The sequence below is a fragment of the Chromatiaceae bacterium genome (assembly GCA_024235395.1).
In the GTDB taxonomy this organism is placed as follows: Bacteria; Pseudomonadota; Gammaproteobacteria; order Chromatiales; family Chromatiaceae; genus Thiosocius.
This window is the reverse complement of sequence record JACKMK010000001.1, coordinates 858,340-871,633: the sequence shown is the minus strand read 5'-3', so window position 1 is coordinate 871,633 and position 13,294 is coordinate 858,340. Positions and strand designations below refer to the sequence as shown.

Here is a 13,294-nt window from a genome sequence, read left to right as displayed (position 1 = left end):
GGCGGCCGATTCAAGGAAGCACGATCGCAGCCGTTATCTCCAGCGGACGGGGTACAGCTTGAAAGACGACGATTACCTGCAGTTGAGCAACATCCTTGGGCTGAGCCGGCAGCGCGACGGCATCGAGTTGACGCGCGCGCTGATCGGTCGCATCGGTGCCATGGTCGAAGGTGCGCACGTCTCGGTGATGGAGATATACGGGCATCGGCGTTCCGAGTCCGAGCATGTGTTCGATCTTCGGCGCGAGGTCGTCATCCGCCGCTTCGACGATTCCGGCTGGCGGCCGGAAGAGGTTCAGCCGCTGCCCGACGTGACCGACGTGCTGCACCGTCTTCAACCGACCGCGGCGGACTGCGAGGTCAGCAAGACCGGGCGCCTGATGATCCCGGTCGAGAGCGATATCGGCCCGACCCGGATGGTCGCGATCGACGATGTTCCGATGGACCCCTGGGTGCGGGCGCGCATCATGCAGCTCGTCGAGGTCTACGGCAATCTGATCACCTTGATGGACAGCCGCGAGCGCGATTCACTGACCAAACTCCTGAATCGTCACAACTTCGCCAAGCTGTTCGATCTGGCGAAACGGATCGCAAAGCGCGATCCGGCGCTTTCGCTCACGCTCGCAGTGCTCGATATCGATCATTTCAAGCGGGTGAACGACAATTTCGGTCACCTGTATGGCGACGAGGTGCTGATCCATTTTGCGCGCCTGATGGAGCGTTCGTTCCGCTACACGGACATGCTGTTTCGCTTTGGTGGAGAGGAGTTCGTCGCGCTGCTGTCGCCACATCGCCCCGGAATGGCGCAGGCCATCCTCGAACGTTTCCGTAGCGCCGTGCAGCAGTATGAGTTTCCCGGCGTCGGGCACATCACCGTCAGCGTCGGATACGTGAGCTGCGACGGAGACGTGCTGCCCACCACGCTGGTCGACCGCGCCGACCGCGCGCTGTATTTCGCCAAGGCAAAGGGGCGCAACCGTGTGGTCGATCATGCCGATGTCGATGAAGCGGTTTCCGAAGAGTCGGGCAGCATCGACCTGTTCTGAACCCGCGGTCGACCGCTTCGGTGGCTCAACGCAGACCCTGCAGCACCTCGCGATAGCTGTGTTCGCGGAATAGGCTGTCGCTGATCCGTACAGTGGGTACTGTTAGGCAGTTGTTGAGCACCTTGGTACCGTGAACGAACAGGATCTCGGGTTTGACGTTGACATGTGGCATGCCGCCCTGTGCCGATTGCAGGTCCTCGAACTCGACCATCGTCAGGTATTCGGCCGGCAGCGAATAGCCCTCCCAGACCTCGGCGGCGCGCTTGAGCTTGGTGCCCGAACTGTCCTTGAGGTCCTCCATGATCGATTCGACCGTGGCGTGCCCGCTGCCGAGCGTCGACAGGCCGATGCGCTTGAGGATCTGGTAGCCGATGACACCGCTGGTCTGCTTGAGCATCTCCATGGTCTGGATCTCCCCTTCCTCGAACTCGGCCTCCTTGCCGGGGCGCACGTGGTGGGTCGCGATCACCGTGACTGTCTGCCCGGAGTCCATCGCGTAACCGCGCGTGTCGCCGCCGTTCTCGAAGCCCAGTTTCATCATCTGGCTCTTCGAGATCAGTTTCGGCAGTTCGCTGCGCACGATCCGGTAGACCGGTTCCTCCGGACCGTCGAGCAACATGCCGCCACACTTCGCGCACGATTCGACCACCACGTCTTCGAAGGTCTCGTGGAAGTCTTCGTGTGCCTGCCAGGACTCCCAGTAGGTGAACTGGTCGATCCAGACATGTGACAGCTCGGTCGACATATCGGAACTCGCCGCCCAGCGCATGCCCATCGGGCAGGTCCCGCGTTGACGCATCAGGTCGAATCCGCGAAACCCGGGCGTCAATGCGGTGGCGAGGCACATCTTGCTGCTGGCCTCCTTCATCATCCGCAACAGGTTCGGATCGTTACGCACCAGCACGCGGTTGATCGCGACGTACAGCGTGGATGGCGGCTCGGCATCGAACAGGGCCTTGATATCCATCGGGTGTGGTCCTCCTACTGACGTTTCGGCATCGGCTCGCGTCGTGTGACCGAGGGATTGCGCCAAAGGTTGCCGCAATTCGTCCGCGAATGCCCGTGGCATTTCTGTGGTCGTGGGGTGACTGGCTTGTACTGCGCGCCTGGGACAACGAGAATCGGGTCTTTGTGCGCGCGGAGATGCCGATGACGAACGCGATCCGTATTCACGAGACCGGTGGTCCGGAGGTGCTGCGCTGGGAGGCGGTCACGGTCGGCGAACCGGGCCCGGACCAGGTGCTGCTGCGCCAGACCGCGTGTGGATTGAACTACATCGATGTCTACCAGCGGCAGGGACTGTATCCACCCGGACCGCTGCCGGCGGTGCTCGGCATGGAGGCGGCGGGCGTGGTCGAGGCGGTCGGCGATGCCGTTACTGCATTCACGGTCGGGGACCGCGTCGCCTACCCGATGAACCAGGGTGCCTATGCCGAGGCGCGCCTGATCGCCGCGGATCGGCTGGTGAAACTTCCCGACACGATCAGCGAAAGGCAGGCCGCGGCGATCATGCTCAAGGGCCTGACCGCGCACTACCTGTTGTTCAGGTCGTATGCAGTCAAGCCCGGAGACGGCATCCTGGTCTACGCAGCGGCCGGCGGCGTCGGACTGTTGCTGTGCCAGTGGGCCAAGCACCTCGGTGCGACCGTGATCGGCTGTGTCGGCAGCGAGGCCAAGGCCGAGCTGGCGCGGGCCAACGGCTGCGATCACGTGATCCTGTACCGCGAAGAGGACATCGCGGCGCGCACCCGCGAGTTGACCGACGGGGCCGGCGTCGCCGCGGTGTACGACTCGGTCGGCAAGGCGACCTTCGAAGCCTCGCTGGACGCCCTGCAACCTTTTGGCGTGCTGGTGAGCTACGGCAACGCATCCGGACCGGTGGCACCGTTCAGCCCGGCGATCCTTGCACCGAAGGGATCGCTGTACGTCACCCGTCCGACGCTGGCGACCCATATTGCGACCCGCGCACTGCTCGACGAGGGGGCCGAACGGCTGTTCGGTGCCGTCACCGACGGCCTGCTGCATGTGCAGATCAACCAGACCTATCCACTGGCCGAGACGGCGCAGGCGCACCGCGATCTCGAGGCGCGCAACACCACCGGCTCGACCGTGCTGCTGCCCTGACGCCTGTGCGGGTAATGGCGATCGACACGACCGAGGACGCCTGTTCTGCAGCGCTGTTGATCGGTGCCGAGGTGTATGAACGGTTCGAAGTCGCACCGCGCCAACACAGCGAGCTGATCCTGCCGATGATGGATGCGCTGCTCGCGGATGCCGGGCTGCGCCTGGTGGATCTCGACGCGCTCGGTTTCGCGCGCGGGCCAGGGGCCTTCACCGGGCTGCGGATCGCGGCTGCGGTCGCACAGGGTGCGGCGTTCGGTGCGGGCCTGCCGGTCGTGCCGGTATCCAGCCTGCAGGCCCTGGCGCAGGGGGCGACCCGGACGACCGGCGCGGCCGCCGTGCTGAGTGCGCTGGACGCGCGCATGGGCGAGGTCTATTGGGGCGCCTACCGCGCCGACGGGCAGGGGATCATGCGCCCGGTGATCGAGGAATGCGTGTGTGCGCCGTCACAGGTGCCGGTGCCCGAAGCCGATCACTGGCAGGCGGCCGGCAGCGGCTGGGTGGCCCACGCCGCGATCCTGGAGGCGCGCTGTCCCGCCTGCGCCACGAACGATGCGGGTGGATGGATCCATGCCCGGGACGTAGTGCGGCTGGCTGCGGCGATGTTCGCCGAAGGCACCGCGGTACCGGCCGAACAGGCGGTCCCGGTCTATCTGCGCAACGAGGTCGCGTGGTCGAAGCCATGAGCCCGCCAAGCAGTTATTACTGGCACGACTACGAGACCTGGGGTGCGCAACCGGCCGTCGACCGGCCGGCGCAGTTCGCCGGTCTGCGCACCGATATGGATTTCAATCCGATCGGCGAGCCCCTGGTGGTCTATGCGCGACCGGCCGACGATTTCCTGCCGCAGCCGGAGGCCTGCCTGATCACCGGCATCACGCCACAGCTGGCGCGTGAAAAAGGCGCCCCGGAGGCGGATTTCTTTCGCTTCATCCACGATGAACTGGCTCGCCCCGGCACCTGCGCGCTGGGTTATAACTCGATGCGCTTCGATGACGAGGTCACGCGCTATGGCCTGTATCGAAATTTCTTCGATCCCTACGCGCGTGAGTGGCAGAACGGCAATTCGCGCTGGGACCTGATCGACGTCGTGCGCCTGACCCGTGCGCTGCGCCCGGAAGGGATCGAGTGGCCGGAACGCGAGCCCGGCGTCACCAGTTTCCGTCTCGAGGAACTGACGGCGGCCAATGGCATCGAGCACGCCGGCGCCCACGACGCCCTGATCGACGTGCGCGCGACCATCGCACTGGCGCGCCTGGTCCGCGAACGCCAGCCGCGCCTGTTCGACTTCGCGTTCCACAACCGCGACAAGCGCAAACTCGCTGCACAGCTGAACGTACGCGCGGCCCAGCCGGTACTGCATGTCTCGGCCCGTTACCCGGCGGTGCTTGGCTGTATCGCCACCGTGGTGCCATTGGCGATGCACCCGACCAACCGCAACGGCGTGATCGTCTACGATCTGCGCGCCGATCCGGGGCCGCTGCTGGCGCTTTCCGCGGACGAGATCCGCGCGCGCCTGTATACCGCCACCGCCGACCTCGCGGAAGGCGAGGGGCGCATCCCGCTGAAGGTCGTGCACCTCAACCGCAGTCCGGTGATCGCGCCGATGGCGACCCTGACCGAGGCGGCGCGCGAATGCTGGCAGATGGACGCGGTGGCCGAGCAGGCGCATCTGCAGGTATTGCGCAATGCCCGGGGGCTGGCCGAGAAGCTCGCCGAGGTGTTCGCCGACGCCGACCGGTTCCCACCGCAGACAGATCCGGACCGCGATCTGTACGGCGGTTTTCTGTCGGACGCCGACCGCCGCCGTTGCGACCAGGTGCGGGCAAGCTCCCCCGAGGATCTGGCGGCCTTGCAGCCGGCATTCGAGGCACCCAAGTTGCACGAACTGCTATTCCGCTATCGGGCGCGCAACTGGCCGCAGACCCTGAACCGCGACGAGCGGGCACGCTGGGAGGAGTTCCGCCGGGCCCGGCTGACGGAACCCGACGCGGGCGGCTCGATCACCCTGGGCGACTACCGACGCCAGCTGTCGCGCCTGGCGGTCGACCTGTCGCTGAGCGAACACCAACGCGCCGTGGTCGATGCGCTGATCGACTGGCCGACCGAACTGGGCCTGTGAACCCCGCCCACAACCTGGGGTGCTGGGGCCTATCAAACTTGATCCAGATCAGTTAACAGCGAATACGCCTTCGTGAAGTAGGGTCGTTGACTGGCATTGGATGGCCCGGCCGTCTAGATGTATTCCAAAGTCGCCGTCGGGTCTCAGGATCCGCACGGCGTGCGGTAAAGGGTGCGATCAGACACCCGGATAACGAAATAAGGAAAAGGGGAGCGCATCCGCCCGGATGCGAAAGGCGCCCGTCCGGGGCGGCTCCGACAGTTTTCGTAGATCTTTGAGAAGCGCGGCGGCCGTGTGACGGTTGTTGGACGTCGACCTGTGTCGATCGTCCGGCGACCCGAATACGGTCACAGGCGGTCGGCTGGCTGTCACTTACGCAAAAGGGGAATCTCTATGAACGACTCTCGCATCGCGGAGAACTGGCGGTGGTGGGCTGTGGTGACGCTTGTCTGGTGCCTGGCCGGACTACCGGGTGCCTCGAGTGCGGCCGATGTGCCGGCAAGGCAGTTGGCAGCGAAAGACATGGTGCTGATAGGCGATGCGGTATGCACCAAGTGCCACGACGAGAGTGAGGAATACCCTGTACTGGCGATTGGCAAGACACGCCACGGTGTCACCGCCGATGCGCGGACACCCGGTTGCACCAGCTGCCATGGCGAGAGCGAGGAGCATGCACGCAAGGGGTCCGACAAGGATCGACCGAAACCCGACATCACCTACCGCGACATGCGTTCGGCGGTACCGCATCTCGAGCGCGTCGAGGGTGAACTCGGCTATGGCCTCACGCCGGTCGCCGAGCGCAACCGGGCCTGCCTGAACTGCCATCAGGGAGGCGCCCAGCTGTTCTGGAGCAACAGCACCCATGCGACGCGCGACGTCGCCTGCACCAACTGCCACCAGGTACATACCGATCACGACCGCGTGCGTGAGCAGCGCGACCAAACCGAAGTGTGTTTCAACTGCCACAAGGAACAGCGGGCACAGTTGCACCGGCCGTCGCACCATCCGGTGCTGGAAGGGCAGATGGGTTGTTCGGACTGTCACAACCCGCACGGCTCAGCCGGCCCGAAGCAGCTCAAGCGGGATAGCGTCAACGAGACCTGTTACACCTGCCACATGGAGAAACGCGGACCCTTCGTGCACAACCATCAGCCGGTCACCGAGGACTGCACGATCTGTCACAACGCGCATGGGACCATCGTCGCCAATCTGCTGAAGTACCGACCGCCGTATCTGTGTCAGGAGTGTCACAGCCATACCAGCCACCCGGGTCAGCTGCCGGGTCTCCCAGGCGGCCGCACGACCAGCACCTCCAGCGTGGGGACCATCGCGCGCGGCTGTCTGAACTGCCATACGAACATCCACGGCGGCAACAGCACGCAGAACAGTGCGACCGCCGGACGTTTCCGTCGTTGATCACCAGGGAGAATGCGGACATGAACAACATGCATCACAATTTCACCCTGACCACCCTCGCTGCAGCGCTGGCATCGCTCTATGCAGCCAACGCGGTCGCCGCGGACGACGACGATCTGATCGCGTTGACCAAGCCGTCAAGCAATATCTCGCTCGGTGTCGGTCACTGGAGCGGGGAGCGCGAACAGTTCGGCATCTATGACGATCTGCTCGGCGACGACACCATCCTGCTGCTGGACGCCGACGTGAACAAGCGCGACGACGCGACCGGCACCTGGATGACCGGCAGGATACGCGACGGCGGCATAAGCAATCGGGATGGCGAGCTGCGCTACGAACGCCAGGGGCACTGGGGTGCCGGGCTGGAGTTCGAACAGATCCCGCATGTCACGCCCTTTACCGTCAACACCGGGATGAGCGGCTTCGGCAAGGTAAATCAATCCGTACCGGCCAGCGCCGACCCGGATGCCGACCCCGCCGCCTACGTCCCCGGTAGCGGCTCCGACAAGACACTCAAGACCGAGCGTACCGGCACCGGCCTGGACGGGTACTACTACATCGCGCCCAAACTGAACTTCAAGTTCAGTTTCAAAAACGAGGACAAGGACGGTGAATGTCCCTGGGGTCGCGGCGGACAGGCGGAATTCGCGGTCGAACCGATCGACAGCACCATCCGCCAGTGGGAGGCGTTGCTCGATTATGCAGGTGAGGATCTGCAGCTGAACGGCGGCTACTACGGCAGCATGTACGACAACCACAACAACCTGGTTACGACGCTGCGCGGCGACGATCCCGATTCCGCGTACTACCTGTCGCTGCCGCTCGACAACCAGGCGCACCAGTTGTTTCTGAACGGTGGCTACAACTTCACCCCGACCACGCGGGCGACGTTCCGTGTCTCGTATACCCATGCGACGCAGGACGAGGACCTGCCGACCGCAGACATCGCCGGGCTGGCCGCTTCGGTGGCACCGAGCCATCTCGACGGCGAGATCAACACCACGCAGGCCTTCCTCGGATTCAGTGCGCATCCGCTGCAGAATCTGAGCCTCAATGCCAATCTCCGGTATCACAAGGTCGACGAGAGGACGCCGGACGCGATCATCATCTGCAGTCCCGATCCAACCTGTACCGACACCCAGGTGCATTCGACGCCGCTCGACTACGAGACGACCAGTGGCAGCGTCGAGGGTACCTACCGGCTGCCGCTCGGCTACAGCGTGGTCGGTGGTGTCGAGTACAAGAACCAGGACCGTACCGTGCCCTACGGCAGCGATCTCGACGGCGACGGGCGCGACGACGAACGCTATGTGCCGTTCCGCTCGGAGGTCGACGAGACCACCTACCGGTTGCAGCTGCGCAAGTCCCTATCGGAGACACTGAACGGCTCACTGGCATACCTGCGCAGCGACCGCGACGGGTCTTCTTACTCCGACGCGATCCATTCGGAGGGGGGTATCAACCCGATCAACATCGCCGATCGCGAACGTGACAAATGGCGCCTGACCCTCGACTGGATGCCGACCGCCAATTTCGGTCTGCAGTTCAACGTCGAGGACTCGCAGGACGACTATGGGCCCGGATCGAATCCCTACGGATTGATCGACGGCAGCGCACGCTTGTACTCGTTGGATGCCGACTTCGTGATCAACAGCGATTGGCACCTCAACGGATGGGTGTCGTACGACGAGACCAAGGCCTCGCAGTTCAACGGTCGCTGGGACAGGCGCTCGGAGGACCACGAGATCGATCGCTCGAGCGACCTCAAGGACACCGGCTTGTCGATCGGACTCGGCCTGGTCGGTCAGGCTACAAGCAGGCTGAAGGTCGGTGCGGACCTGCAATGGACGCGCACCGTCAGCAAGTACGACGACCAGGTGATCGCGGTCGGCGAGAACGGCGATCCGGATACCGGCTACCCGGACGGTGTCTCTCCATTGGAGGATATCGAGAGCAAGGCAACCAAGTTCAACCTGTTTGCCGAGTACGCGTTGGAGAAAAACTCGACAGTGCGCTTCGATCTGATCCATGAGATCTGGGACACCGACGACTGGTCCTGGCAGTTCAGCGACGGCTCTCCGTTCGTCTACGGTACCAGTGCCGACGGCACCATGGTGATCCAGGATCCAAAACAAACGGCGACCTTTGTCGGGGTGAGTTACCGTTACAAGTTCTGAGTCGGTTCCGCAATCGGCAGCCGGCGGGGTTCCCCTGTCGGCTCCGGCGAGGGAGAATGAAACGCAGCGCGTGCCGCCGACCGAAGGCGGCACGCGGTAACGGGTCGTTCGACACAGGGAGGGCTGCGCGATGCAGGGTGCGTCATTCCGGGCCGCGGTATTCACGGGTCTGTTGCTGACACTCGCCGGAGGTACGGCCTCGGCGGACGGGCTGGGTGCGCCGGCGGTGGCGTGCGACTATCTCGACACACAGGGGCTGAAGGCGCGCGACGGTTACCGACAGACCGGCAGTGCCTATGCCTGCCACAGCCAGCGCAAGGTCCTGATCGGCGGTGGCTTGGTCAACAACAGCATCCGGTTCGTGGCTCGAGGCGACCAGGACCGGGTGACCAGCCTGCGTCTCGAACTGATTGTGAATTCCCGCGAGGCGGTGCAGCGCGCTCATCGGTCGCTGGTCGAGCACGCCGATTCGTTGATGCAAGCGGCGCTGCAACGCGGCCTTCCCGGCGAGATCGAGTCGGCGATTCTCGCCGCAACCGCCGGCGAATGGACCGACGCGGGTCGTCGTATCACGCTGAAGAAAATCGTCTCCGGCGCACCCGTCTACGAACTGCGTTTCACGATCGAGTAAGGTGCATCGTCGGCCGAAGGCGCGCCCGTAGACGCATCGGGCGTGGCGCTGGACCGTTACTCCGGGATCGTGAAGCTCGCCACGACACCTGCGTACCATTCGGTCACATTGTCGATATCGGTATCGCTCAGCATCTTCGCGATCAGGCTCATCTGTGGATGCTCGCGTCTGCCGTCGCGGAAATCGTTGAGCTGTTTGATGAGGTACTGTTTCTGCTGGCCGCCGATGTTGGCGACCATTGCCTGGGTACCGCGGCCATCGAGCCCGTGACACGTCTGGCACACCATCTCGGCCTTGGCCTTGCCGGCCGCGATATCACCGGCAAACAGGCTGCCGGAGATGGAAATCAGGCCGACGAGCATCGTCAGCGCCGGCCATCCGGGGAAGTGGTTCATCGATCAACGCCTTTCTTCAAGCTGTACGTCACCACCGGAGCAGCGATGCGTGTCGCCGGTGCTCGGGTGTGGCCGGAAACGGGCCGGCGTTTGCCGGCCCGTCTTGTGCCCTACGGCTATTCGCCCTGGTAGGAGATCCGGTACACGGCACCGGCCTTGTCGTCGGAGACAAGGATTGAGCCATCGATGTACTGCTTGACGTCGACCGGTCGACCCAGGTAGTAGCCGTCGTCGGTCAGCCAGCCCTCGGCGAAGGGTTCGGTCTGCGCGGCGTTGCCCTGGTCGTCGAGGTAGGTGACCATCACCCGGGCGCCGCGTGGTTTGGTGGCATTCCACGAGCCATGCTGGGCGCTGAAGATCGCGTTCTTGTATTTGGCCGGAAACTTGTTGCCGGTATAGAACATCATGCCCAGGTCGGCCGCGTGGGCGATCATCTCGACCTGCGGTTTGACGTATCGTGCCGCCAGGTCGGCCGGGATCTCCTGGTCCTTGTACTCGTCGGTCCGCACATCCCCACCGCCGTAGTAGGGATGGCCAAACCACATCCCCACCTCGGGCATCCTGTTCAACTCACCCGGCGGTATCTCGTCACCCATACCGTCGACCTGGTTGTCCGTGAACCACAGGCTGCCGTCCTGCGGATTGAATGCGTGCCCCACCGAGTTGCGAACGCCGGTCGCGATGACCTCGCGTTCGGTGCCATCCCGATTCATGCGGATGATGCCGCCGATACCCCACTTGGCATACAACTCCAGCTTGTCCGGGGGCGCCACGTTGTGTGGTTGTCCCAGGCTGATGTACAGCTTGTTGTCGGGGCCGATCGCACACACCCGTGCGGTGTGGTTGTACGATTCCTCGTCGTAGGGGATGAGTTCGCCCTGCTTGACGATGGGTATCGCCACCGTGTCCGAACCTTCCATGAAGAACTCGGCCGCCGGAAACATCATCACCCGGTTTCGCTCGGCGATGAACAGGAAGCCATCGTCCGAATAACAGACGCCATTGGGGATATCGAACTTCACGCTCGGACTGAATTCCTCGACCGTATCCGCCACGTTGTCCATGTCGCGATCGGTCGCCGACCAGACGGTATTCTTGCGCGTTCCGATCCATACGGTGCCCTTGTTGCGACTGACCGCCATATGGCGGGCATCGGGGGCTAGTGCGAACAACTCGATCTTGAAGCCCGGCGGAAGCCGGATGTTCTGCAGAGTCTTTTCGATATTGGCCGCGTAGGCGCCGCCCTGCTCGACGCTTCGCATCGGTGCCGAGTCGGTGCGTTTGAACTGCCCGAGTCTTTCGAGGTTGCGATCGTCGCCCTTCGCGAACCCGTTACCCGTGGCGCACGACAGCGCCACACAGGCCGCCGCTGCCACCAGCGTTTTTCTACTCCTCATAATCCCTCCTCACTGCGCGTGTTGTCAGGAAACACCCCCGCCTGTGTAGTGGTTATAGAGCCGGGGCTTTCCAGGGTTTTACGGGCCGCTAGCAAAGCGTAGCAGACCGCATGCGCGAGGCTAGGTGGTCCCGCGGCGTGAAGTTGTCGTCGATGGCGATGCACTGGATCGGCGGTGCTGGCCGCGCATTGCCACCGGTTGCGAGACGCGTTTGCGCGCGGGCCGGTCTTCGTCGACCACAGTTGCCGATGACTGGACGCGCGACGTATGCCCCGGTGCGGCATGGATGCGACCCGCATTCGGCCCGCTGTTCGATCCGGCCCGGGGCGGCGAGGTGGCCGATGGGTTGCGCCGCCACGCCTGGACCGACCATCCCCGCCACCTGTGGCTGTCGTTCCCGCCTGCCGGCCCGGCCGTGTTCGCCCTGTTGCGCGTGTGCGAGACACATTGTCGCAACATCGGGGCCGAAATCGGGTAAATTAGCAGCCGCTAACGCCGTTGAGCGGGAACAAGGAATCAAGCGCCCAGCGCGCCGAAGGGGGACCGAGTGTCAAGGAGCACTGCCATCCTGGTCGGGGTGGGCAGCCTGTTGTTGCTTACCTGGATCACCGTGGCCATGCGTCATACGGCCATCGAGGCCGATCTGACGGCGCGCGTCGAGCGCGAACTGGCGGGCTATGCAATCGACGGATTGCAGATCGAGGCGGTCGGGCGCGACCTGCGGCTGATCGGGGAGATCCCCCGGGCGGTCACCGCCGACTACGTGGCCGATCTCGCCGGCGAGGTCTGGGGGGTCCGCGTCGTTGACGCGCAAGGCCTGAAGCCGCGGGCATCGCTGCTGGATGCGGATGATCCGCTCAATCCGCGGTTCGAACCCAGCCGAATCATCCGTCTCGGAGGTGACCTGACCAATCCGATGGACGCAGGCGCCTGTCAGCGCACCATGGCCCGCCTGGCCGCCTCCAGCAGCGTGCGCTTCGAAACCAATGCGGCGTCGCCAATGATCGAGAGCTACCCCTTGCTCAACGACCTCGCGGCAGTCGCCTACCAGTGCCCGGCAACGCGCATCGTGATCGGTGGTCACACGGATGCCAGCGGCGACCGCGATTTCAATCTGCGCCTGAGCCAGGCACGCGCCGAAGCGGTCGAGCGTTTCTTCTATCTGGCCGGCATCCCGGCAGAGCGGATGCGAATTGTCGCGTGGGGCGACAGCCAGCCGATCGCGAGCAATGCGACGCCCGAAGGGCGCGCTGCCAATCGCCGCATCACCTTCGACGTGCTTCCCACCGAATGATCCAGCGGAGCAGGACATGACCTATCTGATCATCCAAACCTTCATCCTGTTGCTGATCGCAGCTCTGCTCGGGCTGGTATTGGGCTGGTATCTGACCCGCATGGCCGCAGCCAGTCTGCGTGCCTCGCTGCAGACACGGGTGAAGAACGCGGAAGCGGATGCGCGCGCGTTGCGCACCGAGTTGGATGACGCGGTCAATGCGCGCGGTACCTGCGAGGCCGAACGCAAACAGCTGGCGGAAGCGCTGGCCGAATTGCAGGCCGCTGCGGGCGACGCGGAATCCGAGATGCTGGTCAAACTGCGCGCCGAGCTGGACGCCTGTCGTGCGCAGCTGTCGGATGCCTCGGTGCAGTCGGATCCGCCGCAGGTGGCGCCGTTGATGGATGCGGCAGTGGTCGGGGAGGCGGCAGCGCCCGACGGGGAACCGGCAGCACCGCCGCGCACGGCGCCCGACGACGGGCGGGCCGACGACCTGCAGCAGATCAAGGGTATCGGACCGAAGATCGCGACGATCCTGAATGAGCTGGGCATCATGCGGTTCGAGCAGATTGCCGCCTGGACACCGCAGAACATCGCCTGGATCAACGATCACCTGCGTTTCAAGGGAAGGGTCGAGCGCGAAAAATGGATCCCTCAGGCGCGCGCGCTGGCCGATACCCGCGACGCTGCCGATTGACCGCCCATGTCCCGGTGCGT

13 protein-coding genes are annotated in these 13,294 nt (G+C 64.3%); 10 read left to right on the top strand and 3 right to left on the bottom strand.

Annotated features, from left to right (window positions below):
- Positions 1 to 58: 58 nt before the first annotated feature.
- Positions 59 to 1,045: a GGDEF domain-containing protein gene (locus H6955_04045; GenBank protein ID MCP5312702.1), complete on the top strand. Its 987-nt coding sequence runs from the start codon at positions 59 to 61 to the stop codon at positions 1,043 to 1,045.
- Positions 1,046 to 1,070: 25 nt separating this feature from the next.
- Here the strand turns inward: H6955_04045 and H6955_04040 are convergent, their stop codons facing one another.
- Positions 1,071 to 2,012, bottom strand: coding sequence for a sulfur oxygenase reductase (locus H6955_04040; protein MCP5312701.1), 942 nt, complete (start codon positions 2,010 to 2,012; stop codon positions 1,071 to 1,073).
- A gap of 182 nt (positions 2,013 to 2,194) precedes the next feature.
- Here H6955_04040 and H6955_04035 point away from each other — a divergent pair, with 182 nt between their 5' ends.
- The 6 genes from H6955_04035 (at position 2,195) to H6955_04010 (ending at position 9,512) form a co-directional block, all read left to right on the top strand.
- The gene (locus tag H6955_04035; GenBank protein MCP5312700.1) at positions 2,195 to 3,169 is read left to right on the top strand and encodes a quinone oxidoreductase; all 975 of its coding nucleotides are present in this window, start codon (positions 2,195 to 2,197) and stop codon (positions 3,167 to 3,169) included.
- Positions 3,170 to 3,174: 5 nt separating this feature from the next.
- A complete protein-coding gene (gene tsaB, locus H6955_04030) occupies positions 3,175 to 3,852 on the top strand; it encodes a tRNA (adenosine(37)-N6)-threonylcarbamoyltransferase complex dimerization subunit type 1 TsaB (protein ID MCP5312699.1) in 678 nt (225 codons plus the stop codon).
- Positions 3,849 to 5,288 carry an exodeoxyribonuclease I gene (gene sbcB, locus H6955_04025; protein MCP5312698.1) on the top strand — a complete coding sequence of 480 codons (1,440 nt, stop codon included), beginning with the start codon at positions 3,849 to 3,851 and terminating at the stop codon, positions 5,286 to 5,288. The genes tsaB and sbcB overlap by 4 nt, the downstream gene beginning before the upstream one ends.
- Before the next feature lie 393 nt (positions 5,289 to 5,681).
- On the top strand, positions 5,682 to 6,704 hold the full coding sequence (locus tag H6955_04020; GenBank protein ID MCP5312697.1) for a DmsE family decaheme c-type cytochrome: 1,023 nt from the start codon (positions 5,682 to 5,684) through the stop codon (positions 6,702 to 6,704).
- Between the two features lie 20 nt (positions 6,705 to 6,724).
- The gene (locus tag H6955_04015; GenBank protein MCP5312696.1) at positions 6,725 to 8,881 is read left to right on the top strand and encodes an MtrB/PioB family decaheme-associated outer membrane protein; all 2,157 of its coding nucleotides are present in this window, start codon (positions 6,725 to 6,727) and stop codon (positions 8,879 to 8,881) included.
- 130 nt (positions 8,882 to 9,011) lie between these two features.
- Positions 9,012 to 9,512, top strand: coding sequence for a hypothetical protein (locus H6955_04010; GenBank protein ID MCP5312695.1), 501 nt, complete (start codon positions 9,012 to 9,014; stop codon positions 9,510 to 9,512).
- Between the two features lie 56 nt (positions 9,513 to 9,568).
- Here H6955_04010 and H6955_04005 read toward each other — a convergent pair whose 3' ends face one another.
- On the bottom strand, positions 9,569 to 9,907 hold the full coding sequence (locus tag H6955_04005; GenBank protein ID MCP5312694.1) for a cytochrome c: 339 nt from the start codon (positions 9,905 to 9,907) through the stop codon (positions 9,569 to 9,571).
- Between the two features lie 116 nt (positions 9,908 to 10,023).
- Positions 10,024 to 11,304: a PQQ-dependent sugar dehydrogenase gene (locus tag H6955_04000; protein ID MCP5312693.1), complete on the bottom strand. Its 1,281-nt coding sequence runs from the start codon at positions 11,302 to 11,304 to the stop codon at positions 10,024 to 10,026.
- A 286-nt stretch (positions 11,305 to 11,590) separates the two neighbouring features.
- Here H6955_04000 and H6955_03995 point away from each other — a divergent pair, with 286 nt between their 5' ends.
- The 3 genes from H6955_03995 (at position 11,591) to H6955_03985 (ending at position 13,274) form a co-directional block, all read left to right on the top strand.
- Positions 11,591 to 11,782, top strand: a complete 192-nt coding sequence (locus tag H6955_03995) for a hypothetical protein (GenBank protein MCP5312692.1) — start codon at positions 11,591 to 11,593, stop codon at positions 11,780 to 11,782.
- 69 nt (positions 11,783 to 11,851) lie between these two features.
- Entirely contained in the window at positions 11,852 to 12,598 is a 747-nt protein-coding gene (locus H6955_03990; GenBank protein MCP5312691.1) for an OmpA family protein, read from the top strand.
- 16 nt (positions 12,599 to 12,614) lie between these two features.
- The gene (locus tag H6955_03985) at positions 12,615 to 13,274 is read left to right on the top strand and encodes a hypothetical protein (protein ID MCP5312690.1); all 660 of its coding nucleotides are present in this window, start codon (positions 12,615 to 12,617) and stop codon (positions 13,272 to 13,274) included.
- Positions 13,275 to 13,294 lie beyond the last annotated feature (20 nt).

Bases quoted from the DNA above. Each gene is read 5' to 3' on its own strand.
- H6955_04040 (MCP5312701.1), bottom strand. From the start codon at position 2,012: ATGGATATCAAGGCCCTGTTCGATGCCGAGCCGCCATCCACGCTGTAC.
- H6955_04035 (MCP5312700.1), top strand. From the start codon at position 2,195: ATGACGAACGCGATCCGTATTCACGAGACCGGTGGTCCGGAGGTGCTG.
- sbcB (MCP5312698.1), top strand. From the start codon at position 3,849: ATGAGCCCGCCAAGCAGTTATTACTGGCACGACTACGAGACCTGGGGT.
- H6955_04020 (MCP5312697.1), top strand. From the start codon at position 5,682: ATGAACGACTCTCGCATCGCGGAGAACTGGCGGTGGTGGGCTGTGGTG.
- H6955_04015 (MCP5312696.1), top strand. From the start codon at position 6,725: ATGAACAACATGCATCACAATTTCACCCTGACCACCCTCGCTGCAGCG.
- H6955_04010 (MCP5312695.1), top strand. From the start codon at position 9,012: ATGCAGGGTGCGTCATTCCGGGCCGCGGTATTCACGGGTCTGTTGCTG.
- H6955_04005 (MCP5312694.1), bottom strand. From the start codon at position 9,907: ATGAACCACTTCCCCGGATGGCCGGCGCTGACGATGCTCGTCGGCCTG.
- H6955_04000 (MCP5312693.1), bottom strand. From the start codon at position 11,304: ATGAGGAGTAGAAAAACGCTGGTGGCAGCGGCGGCCTGTGTGGCGCTG.
- H6955_03995 (MCP5312692.1), top strand. From the start codon at position 11,591: ATGCGACCCGCATTCGGCCCGCTGTTCGATCCGGCCCGGGGCGGCGAG.
- H6955_03985 (MCP5312690.1), top strand. From the start codon at position 12,615: ATGACCTATCTGATCATCCAAACCTTCATCCTGTTGCTGATCGCAGCT.